Source organism: Pseudomonas sp. PDNC002 (assembly GCF_016919445.1).
In the GTDB taxonomy this organism is placed as follows: domain Bacteria; phylum Pseudomonadota; class Gammaproteobacteria; order Pseudomonadales; family Pseudomonadaceae; genus Pseudomonas.
Genome location: NZ_CP070356.1, coordinates 5173551 through 5199271 on the forward strand (window position 1 = coordinate 5173551; position 25721 = coordinate 5199271).

22 protein-coding genes, 3 tRNA genes and 1 pseudogene are annotated in these 25721 nt (G+C 64.7%); 14 read left to right on the forward strand and 12 right to left on the reverse strand.

The window, feature by feature from the left end; all coding sequences use genetic code 11:
• Positions 1–109 precede the first annotated feature (109 nt).
• Together JVX91_RS23245 and JVX91_RS23250 are read left to right on the forward strand one after the other, a co-directional pair.
• On the forward strand, positions 110–634 hold the full coding sequence (locus JVX91_RS23245; RefSeq protein ID WP_205336458.1) for a DUF3592 domain-containing protein: 525 nt from the start codon (positions 110–112) through the stop codon (positions 632–634).
• 96 nt (positions 635–730) lie between these two features.
• On the forward strand, positions 731–1954 hold the full coding sequence (locus JVX91_RS23250; protein ID WP_205336459.1) for an ankyrin repeat domain-containing protein: 1224 nt from the start codon (positions 731–733) through the stop codon (positions 1952–1954).
• 99 nt (positions 1955–2053) lie between these two features.
• On the opposite strand, the gene JVX91_RS23255 is transcribed toward JVX91_RS23250, so the two are convergent.
• The 3 genes from JVX91_RS23255 to JVX91_RS23265 all read right to left on the reverse strand — a co-directional run bounded on the left by JVX91_RS23255 (position 2054) and on the right by JVX91_RS23265 (position 2367).
• Positions 2054–2129 (reverse strand) — tRNA-Gly (locus tag JVX91_RS23255).
• A gap of 84 nt (positions 2130–2213) precedes the next feature.
• Positions 2214–2289, reverse strand: a tRNA-Gly gene (locus JVX91_RS23260).
• 2 nt (positions 2290–2291) lie between these two features.
• Positions 2292–2367 (reverse strand) — tRNA-Glu (locus JVX91_RS23265).
• 216 nt (positions 2368–2583) lie between these two features.
• Here JVX91_RS23265 and JVX91_RS23270 point away from each other — a divergent pair.
• Complete coding sequence (locus JVX91_RS23270) at positions 2584–3357, forward strand: hypothetical protein (RefSeq protein ID WP_205336460.1); 774 nt, start codon at positions 2584–2586, stop codon at positions 3355–3357.
• Positions 3358–3403: 46 nt separating this feature from the next.
• Complete coding sequence (locus tag JVX91_RS23275) at positions 3404–4066, forward strand: glutathione S-transferase family protein (protein ID WP_205336461.1); 663 nt, start codon at positions 3404–3406, stop codon at positions 4064–4066.
• Between the two features lie 55 nt (positions 4067–4121).
• Here the strand turns inward: JVX91_RS23275 and JVX91_RS23280 are convergent, their stop codons facing one another.
• Positions 4122–4604, reverse strand: a complete 483-nt coding sequence (locus tag JVX91_RS23280) for a GAF domain-containing protein (RefSeq protein WP_205336462.1) — start codon at positions 4602–4604, stop codon at positions 4122–4124.
• A complete protein-coding gene (locus JVX91_RS23285; protein ID WP_205336463.1) occupies positions 4601–5497 on the reverse strand; it encodes an ATP-binding protein in 897 nt (298 codons plus the stop codon). The genes JVX91_RS23280 and JVX91_RS23285 overlap by 4 nt, the downstream gene beginning before the upstream one ends.
• 125 nt (positions 5498–5622) lie before the next feature.
• Between JVX91_RS23285 and JVX91_RS23290 the strand changes: the two genes are divergently transcribed.
• Positions 5623–7941, forward strand: a complete 2319-nt coding sequence (locus JVX91_RS23290; RefSeq protein ID WP_205336464.1) for an ATP-binding protein — start codon at positions 5623–5625, stop codon at positions 7939–7941.
• Between the two features lies 1 nt (position 7942).
• Here the strand turns inward: JVX91_RS23290 and JVX91_RS23295 are convergent, their stop codons facing one another.
• The 3 genes from JVX91_RS23295 to msrB all read right to left on the reverse strand — a co-directional run bounded on the left by JVX91_RS23295 (position 7943) and on the right by msrB (position 9577).
• Entirely contained in the window at positions 7943–8413 is a 471-nt protein-coding gene (locus tag JVX91_RS23295; protein WP_205336465.1) for a MarR family transcriptional regulator, read from the reverse strand.
• A complete protein-coding gene (locus tag JVX91_RS23300; protein ID WP_205336466.1) occupies positions 8413–8895 on the reverse strand; it encodes a glutathione peroxidase in 483 nt (160 codons plus the stop codon). The genes JVX91_RS23295 and JVX91_RS23300 overlap by 1 nt, the downstream gene beginning before the upstream one ends.
• A gap of 286 nt (positions 8896–9181) precedes the next feature.
• The gene (gene msrB, locus JVX91_RS23305) at positions 9182–9577 is read right to left on the reverse strand and encodes a peptide-methionine (R)-S-oxide reductase MsrB (RefSeq protein ID WP_045211413.1); all 396 of its coding nucleotides are present in this window, start codon (positions 9575–9577) and stop codon (positions 9182–9184) included.
• Between the two features lie 291 nt (positions 9578–9868).
• Here msrB and JVX91_RS23310 point away from each other — a divergent pair, with 291 nt between their 5' ends.
• The 3 genes from JVX91_RS23310 (at position 9869) to htpX (ending at position 12595) form a co-directional block, all read left to right on the forward strand.
• Complete coding sequence (locus JVX91_RS23310) at positions 9869–11080, forward strand: pyridoxal phosphate-dependent aminotransferase (protein ID WP_205336467.1); 1212 nt, start codon at positions 9869–9871, stop codon at positions 11078–11080.
• A gap of 28 nt (positions 11081–11108) precedes the next feature.
• Positions 11109–11546, forward strand: coding sequence for a hypothetical protein (locus JVX91_RS23315; RefSeq protein ID WP_205336468.1), 438 nt, complete (start codon positions 11109–11111; stop codon positions 11544–11546).
• A 173-nt stretch (positions 11547–11719) separates the two neighbouring features.
• On the forward strand, positions 11720–12595 hold the full coding sequence (gene htpX / locus JVX91_RS23320) for a protease HtpX (RefSeq protein WP_205336469.1): 876 nt from the start codon (positions 11720–11722) through the stop codon (positions 12593–12595).
• 57 nt (positions 12596–12652) lie between these two features.
• On the opposite strand, the gene JVX91_RS23325 is transcribed toward htpX, so the two are convergent.
• Positions 12653–13309 (reverse strand): thiopurine S-methyltransferase, encoded by a 657-nt coding sequence (locus JVX91_RS23325; RefSeq protein ID WP_205336470.1) that lies wholly within the window; start codon positions 13307–13309, stop codon positions 12653–12655.
• A gap of 457 nt (positions 13310–13766) precedes the next feature.
• Here JVX91_RS23325 and JVX91_RS23330 point away from each other — a divergent pair, with 457 nt between their 5' ends.
• The gene (locus JVX91_RS23330) at positions 13767–14537 is read left to right on the forward strand and encodes a class III extradiol ring-cleavage dioxygenase (protein WP_205336471.1); all 771 of its coding nucleotides are present in this window, start codon (positions 13767–13769) and stop codon (positions 14535–14537) included.
• Positions 14538–14624: 87 nt separating this feature from the next.
• On the opposite strand, the pseudogene JVX91_RS23335 reads toward JVX91_RS23330, so the two are convergent.
• Positions 14625–16360 (reverse strand): annotated as a pseudogene (locus JVX91_RS23335) (DEAD/DEAH box helicase).
• A 301-nt stretch (positions 16361–16661) separates the two neighbouring features.
• On the opposite strand from JVX91_RS23335, the gene JVX91_RS23340 reads away from it, so the two are divergent.
• The 3 genes from JVX91_RS23340 to JVX91_RS23350 all read left to right on the forward strand — a co-directional run bounded on the left by JVX91_RS23340 (position 16662) and on the right by JVX91_RS23350 (position 20979).
• Positions 16662–17453 carry a crotonase/enoyl-CoA hydratase family protein gene (locus JVX91_RS23340; RefSeq protein ID WP_205336473.1) on the forward strand — a complete coding sequence of 264 codons (792 nt, stop codon included), beginning with the start codon at positions 16662–16664 and terminating at the stop codon, positions 17451–17453.
• A gap of 258 nt (positions 17454–17711) precedes the next feature.
• The gene (locus JVX91_RS29150; protein WP_205336474.1) at positions 17712–19223 is read left to right on the forward strand and encodes a collagen-like triple helix repeat-containing protein; all 1512 of its coding nucleotides are present in this window, start codon (positions 17712–17714) and stop codon (positions 19221–19223) included.
• Between the two features lie 88 nt (positions 19224–19311).
• On the forward strand, positions 19312–20979 hold the full coding sequence (locus JVX91_RS23350; RefSeq protein WP_205336475.1) for a ShlB/FhaC/HecB family hemolysin secretion/activation protein: 1668 nt from the start codon (positions 19312–19314) through the stop codon (positions 20977–20979).
• 7 nt (positions 20980–20986) lie between these two features.
• On the opposite strand, the gene JVX91_RS23355 is transcribed toward JVX91_RS23350, so the two are convergent.
• On the reverse strand, positions 20987–21748 hold the full coding sequence (locus JVX91_RS23355) for a spermidine synthase (protein WP_205336476.1): 762 nt from the start codon (positions 21746–21748) through the stop codon (positions 20987–20989).
• Between the two features lie 409 nt (positions 21749–22157).
• Here JVX91_RS23355 and JVX91_RS23360 point away from each other — a divergent pair, with 409 nt between their 5' ends.
• A complete protein-coding gene (locus JVX91_RS23360; protein WP_205336477.1) occupies positions 22158–23504 on the forward strand; it encodes a 3-deoxy-7-phosphoheptulonate synthase class II in 1347 nt (448 codons plus the stop codon).
• Between the two features lie 159 nt (positions 23505–23663).
• Positions 23664–24422, forward strand: a complete 759-nt coding sequence (locus JVX91_RS23365) for a M48 family metallopeptidase (RefSeq protein WP_205336478.1) — start codon at positions 23664–23666, stop codon at positions 24420–24422.
• Positions 24423–24459: 37 nt separating this feature from the next.
• Here JVX91_RS23365 and JVX91_RS23370 read toward each other — a convergent pair whose 3' ends face one another.
• Entirely contained in the window at positions 24460–25680 is a 1221-nt protein-coding gene (locus tag JVX91_RS23370) for a winged helix-turn-helix domain-containing protein (RefSeq protein ID WP_205336479.1), read from the reverse strand.
• Positions 25681–25721 lie beyond the last annotated feature (41 nt).

The following is a 25721-nucleotide window of genomic DNA, read 5'->3' on the forward strand; positions in this document are numbered from 1 at the left end:
GGACGTTCTGTCCAGCGCCGCGCCCCCGCGGTTGACAAACTGACAAGGACACCCGGGGCGCCCCGCCCGTAGCCTTTTGTTACTTATTCAAACAAAGGCAGGGAACGTCATGCTCAGCTTCAAGATCTCGCAAGGGGCCCACGACAAGGTCCGCCGCGTCTCCAGCATCATCTGCACCCTTTTCTCCATCGGCTTCGTCGTGGTGATGTGCCTTACCGCCATCGGCGACCACCTGCGCGCAAAACGCATCCTCGCCGACCATTCCGTGGTCAGCGCGCCGCTGGCGCTGGACGAAGTCACCGAGGAGCGCGGCCGTCGCGGGCGCACCAAGGAGATGTACCACTTCACCTACCAGTTCGAAGTGAAGGGCCAGCACTACATCGGCCGCTTCGACGTGGCCGGCAGCAACGCCGACAAGTACCCCGAAGGTACCGTGCTGCAGATCGCCTACTCCAACGCCGACCCGGCGCACTTCGACCGCCTGGACCGCCTCCAGGACCTCTCCGACACCGGCGGCATGTTCACCCGCCTGGGCGTGGGCCTGCTGGGGGCCGCGCTGATCGGCTTCATCATCCACCTGCTGGCCACCCGCCGCCTGTTCGTGCCCCGCGAGGAGCAGCCGGTCGCCGCTTGACGCGATCGCCTCCAGCGAACAGACAATCGCGCCGCGCCCGGCCACCGGGCGCGGCGCAATGGTACCCAGGGCAGGATTACCCCAAGGAAGCGAAGCATGAACATGCGCATCAACAGCGCCCAGATCGAGCAACTGGTCGCCAGCGGCCAGGTCAACAAGCGCGAGCGCAACGGTCTCACCCCGCTCAGCTACTTCGCCAAGGCCTTCTGGCGCGCCGAGGACAAGGCTCCCGTCGGCGAACTCATCGACGCGCTGCTCGGCGCCGGGGCCGACCCGAACCTGAGCAAGATCCCTCCCGCCTGCGTGGCCATCGGCCTGGGCGACATGCGCGGAGAAGTCTTCGGTCCGAACCCTGGAAGCCACGAGCATCTCCAGGCGCTGCTCGCCAGCCTGAAGCGCGCCGGCGCCGACCTCGACGCCTTCGAGCCCCGCGGCCTGTACAACCCACTGATCATGGCCGCCTACCTGGGCGACGTGCGCCTGCTCGACGACCTCGTGGAGTTGGGAGCCAACCCGGCCATCACCAACCGTGACGGCTCGACGGCGCTGATGTACGCCGCCGGCGACGTGGACCTGCTCGACAGCAGCACCGCCGGGATTTCCTGCGCCTGGCAACGCACCGGCGATACGCTCGCCATCACCCGTCGCCTACTCGCACTGGGCGTGGACCCGACTGCCATCAACAAACGCCGCCGAACGGCGCTGCGCATCGCTGCTTCCAAGGAAAACTTCGACATCGCGGCCGAACTGGCCGCCGCCCACGCAGACCGACACTGCCTCACCCGCGACGACGCGAGGCTTTTCGTCGGCACCCCGTGGCAAACCCAGGTCGAGGCGCTGCCGACCCATGCAGCGCTTGCTCGTGCACCCCGCCCCAAGGCGGAACCCGGTGTGGCACAGCAGGCCTCCTGGGCGAAGGTGAAGAAGCAGCTCGACGCGTCGACCTGGTACGGCAAGGGTTCCATCGAGGCAAAGGCCTTCACCGGCGAGATCCTGCAGCATGTCCTCTCCAGCGAGCTCGCCAACCGCCTGTACGGTACCTACGAGGGAATGCTCCCGCACAACAGCCTGCAGCTGTCGAAAACCAAGAGCTGCTTCACGCTCTCCGGCTCCGTGGAGTTCGGCTGGACCTTCGATGAAAGCGCCGGCAACGACAGCTTCCGGGTTTCCTACGCACGGGTGGAGGACTGCGACGGCCCGCTCGGCTACGACTGGGTGCGCAAAGAGGAACTGCACTTCCCCTTCATCAACCGCCAAGCGCCTGACAAGGCAGAGGTTATCGCTGCCATCGAGGCCTTCTGCCAACGCCATTTCGGCTGAGCCGCACAAACGCAAAAGCCCGCTCGCAGCGGGCTTTTTCATGGGCAATGTTTTTTCGGCACAAACGAAAACGCCGTCCTAACGGACGGCGTTTCGATTTGGAGCGGGAAACGAGACTCGAACTCGCGACCCCGACCTTGGCAAGGTCGTGCTCTACCAACTGAGCTATTCCCGCATTAACTTGTTGCAACCTTCAGCTTTCGCCGAAGGGTAACGCCATTTCATCTTTCGGTCACCGCCGAAGCGATGATCGAGAATTTGGAGCGGGAAACGAGACTCGAACTCGCGACCCCGACCTTGGCAAGGTCGTGCTCTACCAACTGAGCTATTCCCGCAATGGCGTCCCCTAGGGGACTCGAACCCCTGTTACCGCCGTGAAAGGGCGGTGTCCTAGGCCACTAGACGAAGGGGACGCGGCCCGGAACTTAACATCTTTCCGACTTCGTCGTTCCGGCTGTTTCAGCGTTTCGCGTCGAAGTGGCGCGCATTCTAGGGAGGCTTTGGAGGGTCGTCAACCCTCAGAAGAAAATATTTTTAAATCAAAGACTTCTGAGTAAAAACTGAGCTGCTGCTATCAGCAGTATCACTAAGACATTACACTCGCGGAAAAACATCCGGAGCACGCCACGGTGTCGCCACTCGTCATTACGGTCCTGGTTCTCGTCGGTATCGCCCTGCTGGTCGCCATCGGCTACATCAATCATCTGGTGGAAAACCGCAAGCTGGAGCAGGCGCGTCTGAAGGCCGATCTGTCCGACCGTTGCCGGCGTTGCTCCGATATTTCCGAATCGATGCCCGGCCAGTTCATGTCGCCGGCACTGAAGCTTCTGCTCAGCGGCTTCGAGCTCGCCCTCAGCGAGCGCCTGCTTTCCGTAGACAAACAGAACGCCGCACTGAAGCCGCGTATAGAAGAGCTGCGTGGCCTCGTTGCCAAAGGCGAGGCGATTCCAGTCAAGAACGCGCCGCAGCCGATCCTTACCGAAGCCAAGGCCAAGGACGTGCGCTTCCTCTTCGAAGCGTTGCACGCCCAGCTCACCCGCTGTGCCCAGGACAACATGCTGCCGCGCGTCGAGGCGCAGAAGTGGGTGAAGGAGATCCGTCACCTGCTCGCCCTCCTCCATATCGAGTTCTTCGGCAACCTCGGCCAGCAGGCGCTGCAGCAGGGCCAGCCACGCCAGGCGCGCCTGGCCTTCGAACGTGGTGTGCAGTACCTGCAGAAGCAGCCGGAAATCGGCCGCTACCAGGTACAGCTCAAACAACTGGAAAACCAGTTGGCCCGCGCCAACGCCATGGTCCTGGAAACCTCCCAACCGACCGCCGATGAGCAGAGCGAGCTGGGCGACGGCCTCAAGGCGCTGGACGAAGACGATATCTGGAAGAAAAAGAACCTTTACGACGACTGATCCGTCGAAACCACCACCCGGCCACCTTTGCCCCAGGAGCCTTGCAATGAGCCTCGTCGTCTTCGGCGCCCCGCTATCCCCCTTCGTTCGCAAAGTCCGCCTGTTCGCTGCCGAGAAAGGCTTCGACTACCAGCTCGAGAACGTCAACCCGTTCAACCAACCGGACTGGTACCGCGAACTCAACCCGCTGCGCCGCGTGCCGGCGATCCGCGACGGCGACTTCACCCTCGCCGACTCCAGCGTCATCTGCCACTACCTGGAAGACCGCGACCCGCAACGTGCCCCGCTGTGCGGCAAGGGCGCCGAGGCCCGCGCGCGGATCAGCTGGCTGGAGAAGTACGCCGACTACGAGCTGGCCCCGCTGACCACCTTTACCGTGTTCCGCAACCGCCTGCTCAAGCCGCTGATGGGCAAGGTCTGCGATGAGGTGGCGGTCAAGGGCGCCATGCAGGAGAAGCTCCCGGAGCATTTCGACTACCTGGAGAAATGCCTGGGCGACCAGCAGTGGTTCGTCGATGACAGCTTCAGCCTGGCGGACATCGCCATCGCCTGCCAACTGGTGAACCTGCGTCACGGCGAGGAAGAACTGGATGCCCAGCGCTGGCCGAAGCTGACCGCGCACTTCGAGCGCACCCTGGCTCGCCCTGCCCTCGCGGAAATCGTCCAGGGAGAGCTGCAGATCATCGCCAAGATCATGGCCAAACGCTGATCGGCTCGATAAACGAAAAAGCCCCGCCTAGGCGGGGCTTTTTCATGGGTGCGGATCAGCAGTCGGAGAGGCGCAGGAAGATTGCCGCCAGACGCTCGATGCCGGCCTGGTCTTCTTCGTTGAAGCGGCCAACCTTCGGGCTGTCCAGGTCCAGCACGCCGATCAGCCGACCGTCCTTCACCAGCGGCACGACCAGTTCGCTGTTGGAAGCGCTGTCGCAGGCGATGTGGCCGGGGAAGGCATGTACGTCCTCGACGCGCTGCGTCTCACGGGTACGCGCCGCCGCGCCGCACACGCCCTTGCTGAAGGGAATGCGCACACAGGCGACCTTGCCCTGGAACGGGCCGAGCACCAGCTCCTCGTTACGGTTCAGGTAGAAGCCGGCCCAGTTCAGGTCCGGCAGCTCGTTGAACAGGAACGCGGAAAACTGCGAGGCGTTGGCAATGAAGTCGCGCTCGTCGGCGAACAGCGATTCCGCCTGGGCGGCCAGCAGCGCATAGCCACCCAGGCCAGCGCCAGCCTGTTGCAGATCGATCATGGAGTCTCTCCTTCCAGCAGTTGTCTGCCCACCCAGAAGCGGGCGAATTGATAGGCACAGCGGCCATTACGGTTGCCGCGTCCGAGCGCCCAGCGGATGGCTTCCTTCTCCAGCGCCTCGTCCCAGGTCCAGGCGGCGAGCCCGGACTTCTGCGCGAGCACTTCGACCCAGTGGCGCACCACGCTGAGGAAGTGCTCCTGGGTAAAGGGATAGAAGGACAGCCACAGGCCGAAACGGTCGGACAGGGCGATCTTGTCTTCGACGGCTTCACTGGGGTGCAGCTCGCCATCGACCATCTTCCAGTTCTCGTTGTCGCTCTGCTTTTCCGAAACCAGATGGCGGCGATTCGAGGTGGCGTAGAGCAGCACATTGTCCGGCGCCTGTTCCAGCGAGCCGTCGAGCACGCTCTTGAGGACGCGGAAATCGCCCTCGCCGGCGTCGAACGACAGATCGTCACAGAACAGCACGAAGCGCTGCGGCTGGCCCTGCAGCAGTTCGACCACGCGCGGCAGGTCGGCCAGATGATCGCGCTCGATCTCGATCAGGCGTAGACCTTCCCCGGCCAGTTCGGCGAGCAGGGCTCGCACCAGCGAGGATTTGCCGGTGCCACGGGCACCCCAGAGCAGCGCATGGTTGGCTGGCTTGCCGGCGACGAACTGACGGGTATTGCGCGCCAGTTGCTCGCGCTGTTTTTCAACCCCGAGCAGGTCATCCAGGCGCAGATCGAGGCTCACTTGCAGCGGTTGCAGATAACCGCTGCGCCCCTCGCGGTGCCAGCGTGCGGCCAGGCTGCGCTGCCAGTCGATGGACTCTCGCACGACAGGCAGCAAAGGCTCGAGACGCGTCATCATGGCTTCGGCACGGGCAAGAAAATCGTTCAGACGGGAATCCACGCAAGTCTCCTTGCTCTCAAAGGGAAAGCGCCTGGAATATCTCGGCAGCTGACTCTGCCGACAGACGGTTCTGATGGGCTATGCTACGCCGCAGGAAAGCTTCTGCGAGGCGACGCTCCGCAACTATGGATATTGCGCTCACACATCGCCTCTCGTTCAAGCAGGCCAGCCTGACGGTGCTGGTGGCGTTTATCCTGGGCACCTTGCTGAGCCTCATCCAGGTAGGCGTCGATTATGCCAGCCAGGACGCCTCCATCAACCGCGAAGTGCGCGCCCTGCTGGACGTCAGCCACAACCCCGCCGCGCGCATCGCCTACAACATCGACGCCGAACTGGCCCAGGAACTGGTCGTAGGACTACTGCGCTCGCCCGCCGTCATCCGCGCCGAGATCATCGACAACGCCAACGTGCCACTGGCCACCGCCGACCGGCCGCCAGCGGAAAGCCACCTGCGCGGCCTCAGCGACTTCCTCTTCGGTCAGCAGCGCACCTACGAGGAGCCCCTGTTCGTCGAGCACGCGCCGGCCGAGTCGCTCGGCGTGCTGCGCCTGGAGATCGACACCTTCGTCTTCGGCAACGACTTCCTGCGCCGTGCCGGGATGACCTTCATTTCAGGGTTCGTGCGCAGCCTTATGCTGTCGCTGATCCTGCTGGTGCTCTTCTATGCGCTACTGACCAAGCCGCTGGTGAGCCTGATCGACGCCCTCTCTCGCCACGACCCACGCTCGCCCTCGCGCCTGCGCCTGCCCTGCCCGCGCGGCCATGAGCGCGACGAGATCGGCGTGCTGGTGGAGGTGACCAACCGTCAGCTCAACCGCATTTCGGTGGAAATGGAACAGCGCCGCGAAGCCGAGGATCGCCTCACCCAGTACCTGGAAGAACTGGAAAGCATCGTCGCCGCCCGCACCGCCGAGCTCAAGGCGGCCAACGCGCGCCTGACCCTGTCCAACCAGGAACTCGAGCACGCGCGGCAGAACGCCCTGGCCATGGCGCAGGCGCGCGGCAGCTTCCTGGCCAACATGAGCCACGAGATCCGCACCCCGCTCAACGGCCTGCTGGGCATGCTCGGCCTGGCGCTGGACGGCCCGCTCACCGCCGAGCAGCGCCAGCAGCTGTCCATCGCCCACGATTCGGGCAAGGTGCTGGTGGACCTGCTCAACGACGTGCTCGACCTGTCCAAGTTCGAAGCCGGCCAACTGGAACTGGAGCAGATTCCCTTCGACCTCGGCATCCTGGTGGAAGATACCGCCAGCCTGCTGTCGCAGAACGCCGGCCCCGCGGTGGAACTGACCTGCCTGATCAGCCCGCAGCTGCCGGCGCAGTTTTCCGGTGACCCGACACGGGTGCGCCAGGTGGTCAGCAATCTGCTGTCCAACGCCCTCAAGTTCACCCGCCTGGGACGCGTGGACGTGCGCGTCGACCCGCTGGACCATGGCGTGCGCATCAGCGTGCGCGACACCGGCATCGGCGTGGCGCCCGACGCGCTGCAGAAGATCTTCCAGCCCTTTACCCAGGCCGACGCCGGCATCGCCCGCCAGTACGGCGGCACCGGGCTGGGCCTGGCACTGACGCGCAAGCTGTGCGAGGCCATGCGCGGCGAACTGAGCGTCACCTCCGAACCGGGCCTGGGCAGCGAGTTCACCGTCACCCTGCCGCTGGCGGCGCTGGAGCCGGCGCAGCCGCTGGCAACGCTCACTGGCCGGCTGATCGTGCAGTGCGCGGCCAGCAGCGGGCTCGCTGCACTGTTGCAGAACTGGCTGCCGGAATGGGGCGTGGAGCATCAACGCCTGGACATCGACGCCAGCCTCGCCGGCATGGAGCTGGACGCGTTGCTCTCGGATTGTCCGGATTGTTTGGTCGGCCTGCGGCAGAACGTCACCAAGCCGGTCCTGCTGGTGACGGCCTATGGCAACTTCCTCGAGCCCGACCTGGCGCAGCGCCTCGCGCCGCTGCGCCAACTGGCGCGCCCGCTGTCCCGCACGGTGTTGTACCAGGCGCTGAAGCAGGCCTTCGAGCACCAGCCAACGCCAACCGCCAAGGCGCCCGGCAGCGCGCCGGAGCAGTTCTCCGCCCGCGTGCTGCTGGTGGAGGACAATCCGGTCAATCAACTGGTCGCACGGGGCCTGCTGCAGAAACTGGGCTGCCACGTGAGCATCGCCACCAACGGCGAGGAAGCACTGAAACTGCTCGATGGCGCCAAGTTCGATCTGGTGCTGATGGACTGCAACATGCCGGTGATGGACGGATACCAGGCTACCCGGGAAATCCGCGAAAGCGGCCGCTGGCCGGGCCTGCCTGTAGTCGCCCTGACCGCGAATGCCCTGCCGGAGGAACGCGAGCGCTGCCGCGCCGCCGGCATGGACGACTACCTGGCCAAACCCTTCCACCGCGATGAGCTGGCGGCCATCCTCGAACGCTGGGCCGGCCCTCGGCAGCGCAGCTGAGTCAGGCGTCCAGTTTCGTCAGTTGCAGCAGCAGGCTGTCGAGCTGTTCGCGCATACCCTCGGTGACGCTCAGGTCAATGCCACTGCGGCAGAGCAATTCCTCGCGCAGCGGCAGGACCTTCTCGCGCAATGCCGCACCCTCCACCGTCAGACCCAGGTGCACTTCGCGCTCGTCGTGACGAGCCCGCCGACGTACCACCAGACCCAGTTGCTCCAAGCGCTTGAGCAGCGGCGTGAGGGTGCCGGAATCGAGCATCAGCCGCTCGCCCAGGGCCTTCACCGAGGGCTGTTCCGGCGGTTCGGCGTGCCACTCCCAGAGCACCAGCATGGCCAGGTACTGCGGGTAGGTCAGGCCGAGGGCGTCGAGCATCGGCCGGTAGCCGCGGATCACCGCACGGGAGACGGCGTACAAGCGGAAGCACAGCTGGTTGTCCAGCTGCAGCTCCGCCGGCAGCGAGAGCACATCCTTCATCACAGCAGCGCTTCGATCTCGGCGGACAGTTGCTCGGGCTTGGTGGTCGGGGCGAACCGCTTGACCAGCTTGCCGTCCTGGCCGATCAGGAACTTGGTGAAGTTCCACTTGATGCCCTGGCTGCCCAGCAGGCCCGGCGCACGCTTCTTCAACTGCACATAGAGCGGGTGGGCCTCGGCGCCGTTGACATCGATCTTCTTGAACAGCGGGAAGCTCACGCCGAAGTTCAGCTCACAGAACTGGGTGATCTCCCCTTCGTTGCCCGGCTCCTGCTTGCCGAACTGGTTGCAGGGGAAGCCGAGCACCACCAGGCCCTTGTCCTTGTACTGCCGCCACAGCGCCTCCAGCCCCTTGTACTGCGGAGTGAAGCCGCACTGGCTGGCGGTGTTCACCACCAGCAACGCCTTGCCGCCGAAATCGGCGAGGGTTTTCTGTTCGCCCTTGATGGTGGTCACGGGAATGTTCAGCAGTGCATCGCTCATGGGACATGGCTCCGGGGGAAAGTGGGAATCTGAAGAATAGTGACCTATTTAATTGTGTGCAATTCAATTGCTCACGAATCACTCAGCGAAATGGCGAGGCATCATGGTTTGCGTAGGAGCGGACCTTGTCCGCGAAATCCTCAGCGCAGAAATCCCGTGCAGCAGGTGAGCGCCAATACCGAGCGCGCCTCATCGGGCCCCAGCCGTGTGGGCGTATCGCGGACAAGGTCCGCTCCTACAGGTAAAGCCGCGAAAGAAAAGGCCCGCTCGGTGGCGGGCCTTGAAGTCACGCTTTCGGCACCAGCTTCAACGACGCCGAATTGATGCAGTAACGCAGCCCGGTCGGGCGCGGGCCGTCGGGGAAGACATGGCCCAGGTGCGCATCGCACTTGCCGCAGCGCACTTCGATGCGATGCATGCCGTGGCTGAAGTCTTCCAGTTCCTTGACCACCTCGCCGTTGACCGGCTGGAAATAGCTCGGCCAGCCACTGCCGGAGTCGTACTTGGCGTCGGAGTCGAACAGCGCGGTGCCACAGCACACGCAGTGGTAGATGCCGGGTGTCTTGGTGTCGTGGTACTCGCCGGTGAAGGCACGCTCGGTGCCGCCCAGCCGGCAAACATGGAACTGCTCGTCGGTGAGTTCGTCACGCCAGGAGTCCAGGGGCTTTTCCAGCTTTTCCATCGATCTGCCTCCATTAATGGAAAAAATGCCCGATGCCTCCTTTTCCGGGAATCGGGCCGCACGTATGATGCGCGTGGTTAACGTCAGGTTCAGAATCTGCCGCACAGAGACATTCTCGCGATAGAAAAGCCTTAAAAACTCTACTTTTTCGAGAAATCCACTGTTTTCCTGTCGATTTTTAGGGTCGATGCCAGGGAAAAGCACTTCCGAACCCATCATTTGACGCCAGTCTGTCACCCGCGTTACAGCCTGCCAAGTCGCCGGCCGCGGACTATTTCGGAATCCCAGATCATGCAGGTCACCAAATCGAACAAGCTCGCCAACGTCTGCTACGACATCCGCGGGCCCGTGCTCAAGCACGCCAAGCGCCTGGAAGAGGAAGGCCACCGCATCCTCAAGCTGAACATCGGCAACCCGGCGCCGTTCGGTTTCGAGGCGCCGGATGAAATCCTCCAGGACGTCATCCGCAACCTGCCCACTGCCCAGGGCTACAGCGACTCCAAGGGCCTGTTCAGCGCGCGCAAGGCGGTGATGCAGTACTACCAGCAGAAGCAGGTGGAAGGCGTCGGCATCGAGGACATCTACCTGGGCAACGGCGTGTCCGAGCTGATCGTGATGGCCCTGCAGGCGCTGCTCAACAACGGTGACGAGGTACTGATTCCGGCGCCGGACTATCCGCTGTGGACCGCCTCGGTCGCCCTCTCCGGCGGCAAGCCGGTGCACTACCTGTGCGACGAGCAGGCCGGCTGGTTCCCCGACGTCGCCGACATGAAGGCGAAAATCACCAGCAATACCAAGGCCCTGGTGCTGATCAACCCGAACAACCCCACCGGCGCGGTCTACTCGAAGGAAGTGCTGCTGGACATCGTCGAACTGGCGCGCCAGCACAACCTGGTGATCTTCTCCGACGAGATCTACGACAAGATCCTCTACGACGAGGCCCAGCATATCTCCACCGCCTCCCTGGCGCCGGACGTGCTCTGCCTGACCTTCAACGGCCTGTCCAAGTCCTACCGCGTGGCCGGCTTCCGCTCCGGCTGGATCGCCATCTCCGGGCCCAAGCACAAGGCACAGAGCTACATCGAGGGCCTGGATATCCTGGCCAACATGCGCCTGTGCGCCAACGTGCCCAGCCAGCATGCGATCCAGACCGCGCTGGGCGGCTACCAGAGCATCAACGACCTGGTGCTGCCGGGCGGCCGACTGCTGGAGCAGCGCAACCGCGCCTGGGAACTGCTCAACGACATTCCCGGCGTCAGCTGCGTGAAGCCCATGGGCGCGCTCTACGCCTTCCCACGCATCGACCCGAAGGTCTGCCCGATCCACAACGACGAGAAATTCGTCCTCGATCTGCTGCTTTCCGAGAAGTTGCTCATCGTTCAGGGCACTGCCTTCAACTGGCCCTGGCCGGATCACTTCCGGGTGGTTACCCTGCCCCGTCTCGATGACCTGGAGCAGGCCATCGGGCGCATCGGCAACTTCCTGAAAACCTATCGCCAATAAATCATCGCCAGTGAATCCCAGCGTATAAATGGACCTGCAGATCGACGACTTCTACAAGGACGCAGCCTCCGGGCTGCTGACGCTGTACCAGGCCTTCCCGCGCAAGATCGCCCTCTACGTCGAGGACCTGATCGGCCGGGAAGAGCCCGACGAGTTCGGCCTTCCCAGCCAACGCCACCAGAGTTGCCTGGGCGCACTGCTGTGGTTGGCCGACGAAGGCTACCTGCGCTTCGAAGCAACCATTCGTTACGAAGCATTGGACCAGGCGGTGCTCAGCGAAAAGGCCTTCCTGCGCATGACCCGAATCGTCCCCCACGCGGTGCGCGACGGCGACGAACTGCCCCCCAGCGTGCGCCGCGAGCAGGCCACGCTGGCCAACCAACTGCGCGAGGCGCTGGCGAGCCGCCACGGTGAACGCATCGCCCGTCTGACGCGTCTACTCTTCGAGAGCGATCTCGGGCGCTAGGCGGCAAGGCAGGCGACACAGTTTGAAATAGTCCCCGAGTTGAATCGCCTGGGGGCCATCCGTATATACCCCGCATACTATTCAGCGATCCCGAGCGCGTTGCGTTCGGCGATCCGGAAAGCCGCATTTTCAGGCGGTTTTCGCCCTGTCACCGTGAGGAGAAGCTTTACGCCATGATGCGCATCCTGTTGTTCCTGGCCACCAACCTGGCAGTTCTGGTGATCGCCAGCATCACCCTGAAACTGCTCGGCGTGGACCGATTCACCGGCCAGAATTACGGTAGCCTTCTGATTTTCTGCGCCGTCTTCGGCTTCGCCGGCTCCCTGGTTTCGCTGTTCATCTCCAAGTGGATGGCGAAGATGAGCACCGGCACCGAGATCATCAGCCAGCCGCGCACCCGCCACGAACAGTGGCTGCTGCAGACCGTGGAAGAGCTGTCCCGCGAGGCCGGCATCAAGATGCCGGAAGTGGGTATCTTCCCCGCCTACGAGGCCAACGCCTTCGCCACGGGTTGGAACAAGAACGACGCGCTGGTCGCGGTCAGCCAGGGCCTGCTGGAGCGCTTCTCCCCCGAAGAAGTGAAAGCCGTGCTGGCCCACGAGATCGGCCACGTGGCCAATGGCGACATGGTCACCCTGGCGCTGATCCAGGGCGTGGTGAACACCTTCGTGATGTTCTTCGCGCGCATCTTCGGCAACTTCGTCGACAAGGCGATCCTGAAGAACGAAGACGGCCCGGGCATTGGTTACTTCGTCGCGACCATCTTCGCCGAGCTGGTATTGGGCGTGCTCGCCAGCATCATCGTCATGTGGTTCTCGCGCAAACGCGAATACCGCGCCGACGAGGCCGGCGCCCACCTGGCCGGCAGCGGCGCGATGATCGCCGCCCTGCAACGTCTGCGCGCCGAACAGGGCGTGCCGGTGCAGATGCCCGACTCGCTGCAGGCCTTCGGCATCAACGGCAACCTCAAGCATGGCCTCGCCGGCCTGTTCATGAGCCACCCGCCGCTGGAAGACCGCATCGAAGCCCTGCGCGCCGCTGCCCGCTGAGACGACGACGCAACGAAAAAGGGCGACCCCAGGGTCGCCCTTTTTCATGCCCGCGACTCAGCCGCGACTCAACGTGAACACGACCTCATCCAGGTGGCTGACGCCGCGCTTGAGGAACTTGGGGTTCTCCGCCAGCACGTCGAGGCGCTCGGCTTCGACCACCTGCCAGTCAGCGCCGAAGTGCCGGTGCACCTCATCGGCAAGCACCGCAAAGGGCGGGCCGTCCATCTCCGCCTGCGGATACTCCAGCGTCACCAGAAGCCCGCGCACTTGCGCCGGCAGGCTGCGCTGCAAATGGGCCACGTAGTCGGCACGCATCGTTTCCGGCAAGGCGATCAACGCGGCGCGATCGTAGAGCCCGCTGCAGTCCGCCAGCTGCTCCTCCGTGACATCGAAGATATCGCCCTGGAGAATCTCCAGCCGATCAAAGCGGAAACGGCGCAGCGCCCCCTCCTGCGTCACCTCCGGCTCCACCTCCAACTCGGCGAAGAAGTCCTGGGCCGCCCGCTCCGCAAGCTCGACGCCCAGCACGCGGTATCCCCACTGCGCCAGCCATAGCATGTCCAGACTCTTGCCACAGAGCGGCACCAGCACCTGGGAATCCTCGGGCAATCCGAGCGTCGGCCAATGCCGGATCAGGCCGGGATTCACCGATTGTTGATGGAAGCCAATTTCGTTGCGCGCCCAGCGCGCATGCCAGAAATCATGTTGCATGCATCACCCTTTCAAACGCTGCGCCATGCGCGGGGAAGTTTCCAGCATCACCCATTGCCTTGTCTTTCACGGGCTTCTTTCTCGTGCCTTGAGGAGCCTCAGCGGCAGCCGCCCACCTCGAATTCGCTGCACAGCCGGCACTGCCGCTGTCTGGAACGAGACGTTCGCCGATCGCGAGAATCAGCGCGCAATGGAATTCTCCTGTAAGCAAATTCACCGTCTTACATGGGAAATTTCCTCAAACTCTAACGCATCAATGGTTCGCCAGCCGGCCAAAGCCCTTCAGGACGAATCGCTGCATGAGTCTGCAACTGAGTTCGCAAATCCGGGGCTGGGCGGACACCCAACGACATCCGCAGCTAATAGCCCTCTTTTTCGATCATTAACTTCAAAAACCTATACTGGTTTTCGATCTGTTTGCGCGGGAACATGGAGCCATCACGTAGCGAGGTTCACCATGCTTCCTGCCCTCTTCATTTCCCACGGCTCCCCCATGCTGGCCCTGGAGCCCGGCGCCAGCGCAGCCCCACTGGAACGTCTGGCCCGCGAACTCCCGCGACCCAAGGCCATCCTGGTCGTCTCCGCCCATTGGGAAACCCCTGACCTGCGCGTCAGCGCCGCGACCCAACCCGACACCTGGCATGACTTCCATGGCTTCCCGCCCGAGCTGTACGCGGTGCGATACCCCGCTCCCGGCTCGCCCGAGCTGGCCCGGCGTGTGCGCGACCTGCTGGCCGAGGACGGTCTCCCCGCCGCGCTGGACGCCGACCGCCCGCTCGACCACGGCACCTGGGTACCGCTCAGCCTGATGTACCCGGCCGCCGATATTCCGGTCGTTCAACTGTCCCTCCCCAGCCGCCTCGGCGCCCCCATGCAGGACCGCATTGGCCGCGCGCTGAGCGCCCTGCGCGAAGAAGGTGTCCTGCTGATCGGCTCAGGCAGCATTACCCACAACCTGGGCGAGCTGAACTGGCGCGCGGGACCTGAAGTCATCGAGCCCTGGGCCAAGGCCTTCCGCGACTGGATAGTCGAACGCCTGCACGAAGACGACGAGGCCGCACTGCTGGACTACCGCCAGCAGGCCCCCTGGGCGGTGCGCAACCACCCGCGCGACGAGCACCTGTTGCCGCTGTACTTCGCCCGCGGTGCCGGTGGTGCGCCGATGACGGTGGAGCACGCCGGCTTCACCCTGGGCGCGCTGGGAATGGATATCTATCGCTTCGGCTGACTGCTCCTACAGATCTGAACCGGACAAATACCGGAAACGAAAAAGCCCCGCCAAGGCGGGGCTTTTTCACGTTCGCAAACCGCGCGATCAGTCTTCGCGGTAGCGGCGCAGACGCAGGGCCTTACCGGCTACACGAGTGTCCTTGAGCTTGGTCAGCAGACGCTCGAGGTTCTCTTCCGGCAGCTCGATCAGGCTGAAGGTCTCACGGATCTGGATGCGGCCGATGGCCTCGCGGGACAGGCCACCCTCGTTGAGGATGGCGCCCAGCAGGTTCTTCGCCTGTACGCCATCGCGGGCGCCCAGGGCGGTACGGCAACGGGCCTTGCCTTCCGACGGCGGCGCCATCGGACGACGCTCGCCAGTACGCTCCGGACGATCACCGCGCTCGGGGCGGTCGCCACGTTCGCTGCGCTCGTAACGGTCACCACTGCGCTCGCGCGGAGCAGCCGGAGTCAGAGGCTGTTCGCGACGAACCGATTCCAGGTCCAGCGCCTTGCCTTCGGTGAGCTTGGCCAGCAGCACGGCGGCCAGGGTCTCCATGTCGGTACCCAGGCGGCGGCACAGCTCGTCACGCACCGCGCCACGGCTGGCTACGGCGTTGGCCAGCAGCGGTTGCAGGCCGGTAGCCAGGCGGTTCAGGCGTGCTTCGAGAACGGTCTCGGCGTCCGGCAGGCGAACTTCGCCGACTTTCTGCCCGGTCACACGCTCGATCACCTGCAGCATGCGGCGCTCACGCGGAGTCACCAGCAGCAGGGCACGGCCTTCGCGGCCGGCACGACCGGTACGGCCGATACGGTGCACGTAGGATTCCGGATCGTAGGGCATGTCCACGTTCAATACGTGGGTGATGCGCGCCACGTCGAGGCCGCGGGCGGCAACGTCGGTGGCGATGACGATGTCCAGCGAGCCGTCCTTGAGCGATTCGATCACGCGCTCACGCTGGGCCTGCGGCATGTCGCCGTTCAGCGCGGCAGCACGGTAGCCCTGGCGCTCGAGCAACTCGGCGATGTCCAGGGTGGCCTGCTTGGTGCGGACGAAGCCGATCAGCGCGTCGAATTGCTCGACTTCCAGCAGACGCAGGATCGAGGCCGACTTCTGGTCGGCGTGGACCATCAGGTGCACCTGCTCGATGCGGGCGACGGTCTGGGTCTTGGCGGCGATGCGGACGTGCTTGGGTTCTTTCAGGTGGCGTTCGGCGATGCTGCGGATCGAGGCCGGCAGGGTCGCGGAGAACAGCACGCTCTGGCGGCTGGACGGCATGGCTTCGAAGATCACTTCGAGGTCATCCATGAAGCCGAGCTTGAGCATTTCGTCCGCTTCGTCGAGCACCAGGCTCTTGACGGTGGACAGCAGATTCTCGTCGCGACGCAGGTGGTCGCACAGGCGGCCCGGCGTGGCGACCACGACCTGAGCGCCCTGACGCAGTGCTTTGAGCTGCGGGCCCATGGGCGCGCCGCCGTAGACGGCGATGACGCCGACGCCCGGCATCTGCTTGGAGTAGGTTTCGAAAGCGGTGGCGACCTGCAGGGCCAGCTCGCGGGTCGGAACCAGCACCAGCACCTGCGGTACGCGGCGGCTTGGTTCGATCTGCGAAAGCAACGGCAGCGCGAACGCGGCGGTCTTGCCGGTACCAGTCTGGGCCTGGCCGATCATGTCGTGGCCTTCGAGGATCACCGGGATCGACTGGGCCTGGATCGGCGACGGCTCTTCATAGCCGACAGCGGCAATGGCAGCGAGAACATTGGGGTGAAGACCGAGCGCGGCGAAGCCGGCGGTTTCCTGGGTCATGGGTTTTGCCTCTAAGTACATCCGCAAAGACCCAATAGCCGAGCTGCGCATGCCCTGTACGACGATAAAGTCACCCAGGCAGCTGGAAGCGGGGATTTGCGAAATGAAGATTGGAAGAATACGTCAAGGAAGTCCGCACAGCGGACGCACATGCTGAGCGTGGAAGCTCCGAAAAATGCGGGATCCAAAACGAGGCCATCGTTTGGCCGGCGCGTATCATACCGGAAAATCCTGACCGATGTGTTTCTTTTCGGAACATGACCGGCGAACGGTCCCCGATGGACAAGCCCGGTGACGCCGGCTATACCGAGCAAGCCCACTCACCGGAGCCCGCCGATGACCGCCAGCAGCGAACCGCGCATCACCCTCGAACGCCATGACCACGTCCTGCTGCTGGGCCTTAACCGGGTCGCCAAGCGCAACGCCTTCGACCTGGAAATGCTCACCCAGCTGGTCCTGGCCTTCGGCGAATACGAGCGCGACGACGATCTGCGTTGCGCCCTGGTGTTCGCCCATGGCGACCACTTCACGGCGGGGCTGGATCTGGCCAACATCGGCGAAACCTTCCGCACCGGCTGGACCATGCCCGAAGGCTCCGCCGATCCCTGGGGCACCTTCGGCGGACGGCGCCTGACCAAGCCACTGCTGGTGGCCGCCCAGGGCTACTGCTTCACACTCGGCATCGAGCTGATGCTGGCCGCCGACATCAACCTCTGCGCCAGCAACGCGCGCTTCGCCCAGCTCGAGGTGCAGCGCGGCATCTTCCCCTTCGGCGGCGCGACACTGCGCATGCACCAGGTCGCCGGCTGGGGCAACGCCATGCGCTGGCTGCTCACCGGTGATCCTTTCGATGCCCACGAGGCCTATCGCATCGGCCTGGTGCAGGAAGTCACCGCGCCGGAGGAGCTGATGCCACGCGCACTGTGGCTCGCGCAGCGGGTGGCCGCCCAGGCGCCGCTGGGCATTCGTGCCACGCTCGCTTCGGCGCGCCGCAGCCTCGACGAAGGCGAAGAAGCCGCCGCGCGGTTGCTCCCGGCGATGGCCAGCGAACTGCTTTCCACCGAGGACGCGAAGGAAGGTTTGGACGCCATGCTGGAGCGCCGCGAAGGTCGATTCCAGGGCCGATGAACAGCACCTGCAACGGCAAATCGGAACCATCGTGCGAAAAGCGCTATATCCTAGGTATTAAAAACGCCTGGCGAATCGCCATAATCCTTTAGTTTTTCCTTTCAAATCATGTGCTTGAAAAGCACAAAACGACTATATACAAGTTCCAATTTCGCGTCTGAAAACAAACCTCTAGAACTGACACCAGAGCAACGCAGCGACTCGCCGGGATACCGACCGGGCAGCCAGCTGGTTGACGTTCGTCATGGAGGAATTCGTATGTCAGGCCCGATTCGTGTTTTCGCACTTTCCCTTCTCGTCGTTGCACTGTCACTGCAAGGTTGCAGCAGCAAAGGCGGTAGCAGTCACCACTCTTCCGGCAGCAGCTCCGAGCAACCCGCCGATGGCGGCGCCGGTAGCGGTGGCAGCGGCGGTACCGGCGGCGATGGCTCCGGCTCCGGCGGAACTGGCGGTACCGGTGGCACTGGCGGTACCGATGGTACAGGCGGCACCGGGGGTACCGGCGGCGGCGATGGCACCGGCGGTGGCAATAACGGCGGCGGCACCACCACTCCGCCGGCAAGCACCACCGGCAACATCCTCACCGAGACCGGCCAGACCGTCTCCAGCGTCGGCAGCACGGTCAACACCGTCGGTGCCGTGGTGAAAACGGTCGATCTGCCGGTACTTGGCGGCGGCGTAACGGACAATGCCGGCAATCTCATCCAGGAAGTCGGCGCTGGCGTCGACAGCGTCGGCAAAGGCGTCACCAACGGCCTCGGCCAGTTGGGCAACAATCCCAACGCGGTAGGCACCACTGTCGCCGGCGTCACCGGCCTGGTCAGCCACACCGGCGGCGCAGTCAGCAGCCTGGGCGACACCGTGGCCGCCATCGGCGATGCCCCGGTGCTGGCCAACACCCCGCTCAACGGCCTGACCGGTCAGGTCGGCGGCCTGGTGGACGGTGTCGGCGGCAAGATCACCATGCTCGGCGACTCCCTCAGCGGCGCAGTCACCAGCGGCCCGCTGAGCCAGCTGACCACCCAGCTCAGTGGCGCCAGCGCCGGGCTGGTCGGCAAAGTCGAAGGAACTACCCGCGGCCTCGGCGCCGCCACCGGACTGGGAACGCCGGTGAACAACCTGTTGACCACCGTCGGCGGCGTTGTGACCCAGACAGGCAACCAGGTAGCCAGCCAGAATCCGGCGCTGGCCCCGGTCGGCGGAATCGTCAGCAATGCGGGTCAAGCGGTCAGCGCGGCCGGCGGCCTGGTCAATGGCAGCAATCCGGGCGGCGGTCTGCTCGGCGGTGTCACCGGCTCGCTGGGTGGCGCGGCTGGCGGCAGCAATCCGGTGGGCGGACTGGTCGGCGGTTTGACCGGCGCGGTCGGCGGCATCACCGGGTCCCTGGGCGGCGCAGCCGGGGGCAGTAATCCGGTCGGCGGACTGGTCAGCGGTGTGACCGGCGCAGTCGGCGGCATCACCGGATCTCTGGGCGGCGCAACCGGCGGAAGCAATCCGGTTGGCGGCCTGGTCAACGGAGTGGCCGGAACCCTGGGCGGCGTGACCAGCAGTCTCACCGGTGGCGGCGGCCTGGTGGCCGGCGCTGGTATCGGGGTGGGCAGCAACAGCCAGGGTTCGGGTGTGGCAGTCGGAGCCGGTGCCGGCACTACCGGCGGAAGTGGCGGCCAGGGAGGCCTGCTGGGCAATACGCTGGGCGCCGTGGGTGGCGCGCTGGGTGGTCTGACCGGTGGACTGGGCGGTGGATTGGCGATCGGTACGCCCAAGCAATAATCCGAATTACGCCCATACTGTAGTAGCCAGGAGCCGCCCACGGCTCCTGGTCTTTTTAATAAGAAGATCGGTCTCATGGAGGAGCCAGATGCGCAAACTCGCTGTCCTTCCCCTGTTGTTGGCTGCACCTTTCGCCTGGGCCGAGCGCCCGATCCAGCTACCCGGCTCCGATATCGAACAGACCCTCCCCCGCCCCAACCTTCCCGGCGGCGACATTCGCCCCACCGCTCCCAAGGTCACCACCCCGGAACCTTCCGCGGCCCAGCCCGGACAGGTCCTCCAGCAACGCATCCGCATCAAGCGCATCGAGCTGGCCGGCGGCAAGCACTACCCCGTCGAGACCTGGAAACCGCTGCTGCAGCCGCTGACCCAACGCACCATCCAGGTCAGCGAGCTGGTGGCCGCGGCCAAGGCCATCACCCAGCGCTACCAGGATGACGGCTACTTCATCTCCTTCGCCTACGTACCCAACCAGGACTTTCGCAGCGGCGTCGCGCGCATCGTGCTGGTGGAAGGCCACATCAGCCAGGTCCGCGCCGCCGGCGACCTGGGAGTGCATCAGGCACGGGTGGACCGCTGGATCGAGAAGCTCAAAGCAGAAAAGCCTCTGACCCGCGAGAGCTTCGAGCGCTTCAGCGTGCTGATGAGCCGCGTGCCCGGCATGCAGATGGCCATGGCACTCAACCCGCCAACCACCAGCGATGGCGGCGCCCTTCTGGAACTGGCCGGCAAGCAGAAGCGTTTCGACACCGGCATGAACCTCGACTCCCGGCGCGGCGAGCAACGCGGGCTGTTCAACGCCGAGGTGACGTCGATGCTCGGCTGGGGCGAGCAACTCCAGTTCAGCTACCTCTACCCGCCGGGTGACGATCACGAGTACTACCGCGCCTGGAACTACAGCCAACTGCTGGGCGACAACGGCCTGCAACTGCTGGCCGGCTACAGCAAGTACAACTCGCGCCCCGGCGAAAACCTGCGCCTGGCCAACGGCCTGGAGTTCGAGCGCAAACGGCAGAACGAACGGGTCAGCGCTGGCCTGGGGATTCCGCTGGTGCTGCGCCGCGACCTGACCTGGGATCTCAACCTGCGCGGCTACACGGTGAACGACACCAGCCGCTACGACCTGGTCTATCCGAACATCCCCTACCGCATCGAGCAGACCAGCAAGTTGCGGGTCGTCGGGGTGGAAACCATCGTCCAGCAGTTCGCCGAGAAACGCGTGCGCGCCGGTAGCGTAGCGGTGTACCAGGGGTTGAATGGCATGGGCGCGGAAGCGCCGGAACCGATCAAGAAGAACTTCACCCGCCTGCTCGGCTACGGCGCGCAGCAGGACCAGTTCGGTTCGAACTGGCAGGGCGTCGTCTCCGCCGCCTTCCAGTGGACCGACGACGTGCTGCCCGACTCCGAGCAGGTCACCTACGGCGGCGGCAACTTCGGCCGTGGTTACCCGGACGACCAGGCCACCGGCGACAAGGGCTGGGGCGCTTCCTACGAGGTGAACTATTCATTCCTGCGGCAAAGCGTGGTGCTCAACCAGATCCAGCCCTACTTCGTCGTCGACACCGCGCGCACCCGCTACAACCAGAACGGCCTGAGCGAAGGAAAGCTCGGCTCGGCGGCGCTGGGCGTGCGCCTCTCCAACCGCAAGCACTACCTGGTGTCGATGGAGGTGGCCAAGCCCTTCGGCGATCGCGCCCTGGACAACAACGAGCGCAGCCCGCGCCTGAACTTCGCCTTCAGCTACCAGATTCCCTGACGGCGACTCACTGCGCCGGGCGCAGCGATTCGATGTAGGTGCGCAGCGAATAGCCGAGCTGTGGCTCGATATTGCCGACGCGCTTCTTCAGGCCACGCAGGTTCAGCTCCTGGTCCAGCTCGGCCGGCACGAAGACGATCACGTTGCCTTCGGGCACCGGGCATTCCCAGTAGTGGCGGTTGAAGCGTCCGCGTAGCAGCGCGGCGCCCAGCGGCCGGCCATCGTCGGTACTCCACTGGTTGATCACCAGCCAGCCGCCCGGTCGCAGCCGCTCGCGGCAGGCACCGAGAAAATCCCAGCCGATGTGCGCCGGCGCAGGCCCGGTATCGGTATAGAGATCGAGGAAGATCAGGTCCGCCGGCTCGCAATCCGCCAGTTCTCGCACGGCATCGCCGATGCGCAGATTCAGCCGCTCGTCCTCCACCAGGCCAAGATGCTCGCGGGCCAGGCGCGGAATGGATGGGCGCAGCTCGATGGCTTCCACTTCGTCCAGCGGCAGGTACTTCAGGCAGGCCTGGGTCAGGCTGCCGGCGCCGAAGCCGAGGAACAGCGCACGGCGCGGGCGCGGATGGCACAGCGCGCCCAGCAGCATGGCGCGCGAGTAGTCGTACTCCAGCCAGCTCGGGTCCTCCATCAACACGCAGCTCTGCTCCACTTCGTCGCCGAATTCCAGATAACGGAAGGCGCCGCTTTCGACAACGCGGATCACCCCGAAATCATCGCGCTCTTCGACGATCAGCAGTTCCTCGCTGAGCAACTCCTCGTTCATGGCTCACTCCGGTGAAGGGCAAGCATGACAAAGCGCTCCGCCAGGCGTGGCGAACGGCACGGATTGCCATTGAAATACAGGGGCTGGCACACGCAATAATCCTTTGAATCAAGACGGCCAACCACGACCGCCCGGTCGGCAAAGCCGCAAGAATAACAGCCCAAGAGGCACAGTCGAGCATGCGCCAGCGTAGCGCCCTTAGCGAGTCCGCCAACCGTCACTATCTTTCGTCGGTATCCCTGCATCAGTGCGCATCCGCGCGCTGCGCGGGCGGCTGATCGCCCACCAGTGTTCCCCAGGACAAGGATGTCCCTTCTTTCCAGTTCGAACCGACGCGGCGACCTCGCGCGGGCCAAATGCCGAGCTGATACCATGGGCCGATTACCGCCACCGCCGCGAAGAGCCCACGATGAGCCTGCCCTGGAGTCCCGATAGCTGGAGAAGCAAGCCGATCCAGCAACAGCCCGCCTACCCCGACGCCAACCGCGTGAGCGAAGTCGAGCGCACACTCGCCAGCTTCCCGCCACTGGTGTTCGCTGGCGAGGCCCGCGAACTGCGCCGGCAGTTCGCCGAGGTCACCTCTGGCCGCGCCTTCCTGCTGCAGGGCGGCGACTGCGCCGAGAGCTTCGCCGAGTTCTCCGCGGCGAAGATCCGCGACACCTTCAAGGTGCTGCTGCAGATGGCCGTGGTGATGACCTTCGCCGCCGGCTGCCCGGTGGTAAAAGTCGGGCGCATGGCCGGACAATTCGCCAAGCCGCGCTCTTCCGGCGATGAGACCATCGACGGTGTGACCCTCCCCGCCTACCGCGGCGACATCGTCAACGGCATCGGCTTCGACGAAAAGAGCCGCGTGCCGGACCCGGAGCGCCTGCTGCAGGCCTACCACCAGTCCACCGCCTCACTGAACCTGCTGCGCGCCTTCGCCAACGGTGGCTTCGCCGACCTGCACCAGGTGCACCAGTGGAACCTGGACTTCATCGCCAACTCGGCGCTGTCCGAACGCTACCAGCAGCTCGCCGACCGCATCGACGAAACCCTCGCCTTCATGCGCGCCTGCGGCCTGGATACCGCCCCGCAATTGCGCGAAACCAGCTTCTTCACGGCCCACGAAGCACTGCTGCTGAACTACGAGGAAGCCTTCATCCGCCGCGACAGCCTCACCGGCGGCTGGTACGACTGCTCCGCGCACATGCTGTGGATCGGCGACCGCACCCGCCAACTCGATGGCGCGCATGTGGAAATGCTCCGCGGCGTCGGCAACCCCATCGGCGTGAAGGTCGGCCCGAGCATGGACAGCGAGGAGCTGATCCGCCTGATCGACATCCTCAACCCGGACAACGATCCCGGCCGCCTCAACCTCATCGTGCGCATGGGCGCCGACAAGGTCGGTGACGGTCTGCCGCGACTGATCCAGACCGTGCAGCGCGAAGGCAAGCAGGTGCTGTGGAGCTCCGACCCCATGCACGGCAACACCATCAAGGCTTCCAGCGGCTACAAGACCCGCGACTTCGCACGCATCCTCGCCGAGGTCCGGCAGTTCTTCGAGGTGCACCAGGCGGAGGGCAGCTACGCCGGCGGCATCCACATCGAGATGACCGGGCAGAACGTCACCGAGTGCATCGGCGGTGCGCGGCCGATCACCGAGGCGGGCCTGAGCGACCGCTACCACACCCATTGCGACCCGCGCCTGAACGCAGACCAGTCGCTGGAGCTGGCTTTCCTGATCGCGGAAACGCTGAAACAGGTACGTCGCTGAGATACTTCCCGCGTACTGCGCGGGAAATTCAGCAAATACGCCAGGACCTTTCCGCAACCACCTTCCTTGCATTGACCCTCTCGCGCCCACCCACCGACAGTGGGCGTCTCCCGTGCCATGGCGCACAGGCAATGGTCAATCTCATCAAGGAAGTTCCCCATGAAGGCCCAGTTCTCCATTCTCACCGCGCTGGCCAGCGCAACCCTTCTCCTCGCCGGCTGCCAGAACATGTCCACCGACGGCCTCGTCCAGTCCGGCATGATGGCCGTGAAAGCCGCGACGCTCAGCGATGCCGAGGTCAAGCAGGTAGCGGATGAAGCCTGCGCCAAGGTCGACTCGGAGTCGAAGATCGCGCCGGCATCCAGCGCCTACACCAAGCGCCTGAACAACATCGCCCGCGCCCTTGGCAGCCAGGTCGATGGCACGCCGCTGAACTACAAGGTGTACATCACCTCGGACATCAACGCCTTCGCCATGGCCAATGGTTGCGTACGCGTCTACAGCGGGCTGATGGACATGATGACCGACAACGAGGTGGAAGGCGTGCTGGGCCACGAGATGGGCCACGTCGCCCTCGGCCATATCAAGAAGGCCACCCAGATCGCCTACGCCACGGCTGCCGCCCACACTGCCGCGTCCGCTGCATCCAACGGCGCCGTCGCCGCCCTGTCGCAATCCCAACTGGGCGAAATCGGTGAGGCGCTGGTCAACGCCCAGTTCTCCCAGTCGCAGGAATCCCAAGCCGACGACTTCTCGTTCGACCTGCTCAAGCAACGCGGGATCAAGCTGGATGGCCTGGCCAGTGCTTTCGACAAGCTGACCAAGCTGGATGGCGGAAAAAGCAGCATGTTCAGCGATCACCCGGGCTCGAAAGACCGTGCGGACCACATCCGCCAGCGCATCGCCAGCAACCAGTGAGACAGCAAGCGAGCCTCCTTGCGAGGCTCGCTTTGTTTCAGCCCCCGGCCAGCAACACCTGCAGACGCACGCCGGACGGTCGCCGGCAATTCACCGCCACCCGCTCCAAGCCGAGCCAGCCCGCCATCTCGCGCAACTGCTGTGCGAGCGCCACCCAGCCCTCCTCGCCAGGGCCCTTCGCCTCTTCGTGGACCGCGTGCACGACCAATTGCCCGGCCGCGCGCTCGGCACGCAGATCGACTCGCGCCGCCAGACGCTCATCGAACAGGAATGGCAGCACGTAGTAGCCATAGATGCGCTTGTGTTGCGGCGTATAGATCTCTAGCCGATAGCGGAAATCGAAAAGTCGCTCGGTTCGCGCGCGCTCCCACACCAGCGAATCGAAGGGCGACAGCAAGGCACTGGCGCGCACCTTTCGCGGAATGACCGAGTCACCCAGGCAGTAGGCCGGCGCCTGCCAGCCCTGCACCTGCACGCTCAATAACGCGCCCTCCTCGACCAGCTCCGCCAGCCGGACCTTGCTGTCGGCCGGGTCCAGGCGGAAGTAGTCACGCAGGTCCTTCTCGGTGGCCACACCCAGGGCCTGCGCGGAATGCAGGATCAATCGACGCTGCGCCTCAGCCTCATCCAGCTCCGACTGATCGATCACGGCCGAAGGCAGCACGCGCTCCGGCAGGTCGTACAGGCGCTCGAAACCACGCCGGCCCGCAACCGTTACCTCGCCAGCAGCGAACAACCACTCCAGCGCATGCTTCTCGTCGCTCCAATCCCACCAGGGACCGGCCCGTTCTTCGCACGTATTCAGGCTGCCGGCCCCCAGGGCACCCTGTTCACGCACGGCGCCCAGCACGCGCTGGATCACATCCTGTCGCTCGCGGCCGAAACGCGCGAGCTGCTGGTAGATGCCACGCCCCTCGGCAGCCCGGCGCATGCGCCAACGCATCAGCGGGTACAACTCCAACGGCAATAGCGATGCTTCATGCCCCCAGTATTCGAACAGACGGCGATGCCGCCCGGCGCTCCAGGCGGCCTCCTCCAGCAAGGTCGGCGAATAGTTGCCCAGGCGCGAGAACAGCGGCAGGTAGTGCGAGCGGACCAGCGCATTCACCGAGTCGATCTGCAGCACCCCCAGTCGCTCCAGCAACCCGCGTACATGGCGGCGTTGCACGTCGCCGTTCGGGCGGCGCAGGGTGAAGCCCTGGGCGGCCAGGGCGAGGCGGCGGGCTTGCTTGAGGGACAAGGATTCGACAGTCGGCATCGTGGACTCCAGGACTGGGCAAGCCCTAGAGCCTAACGCCT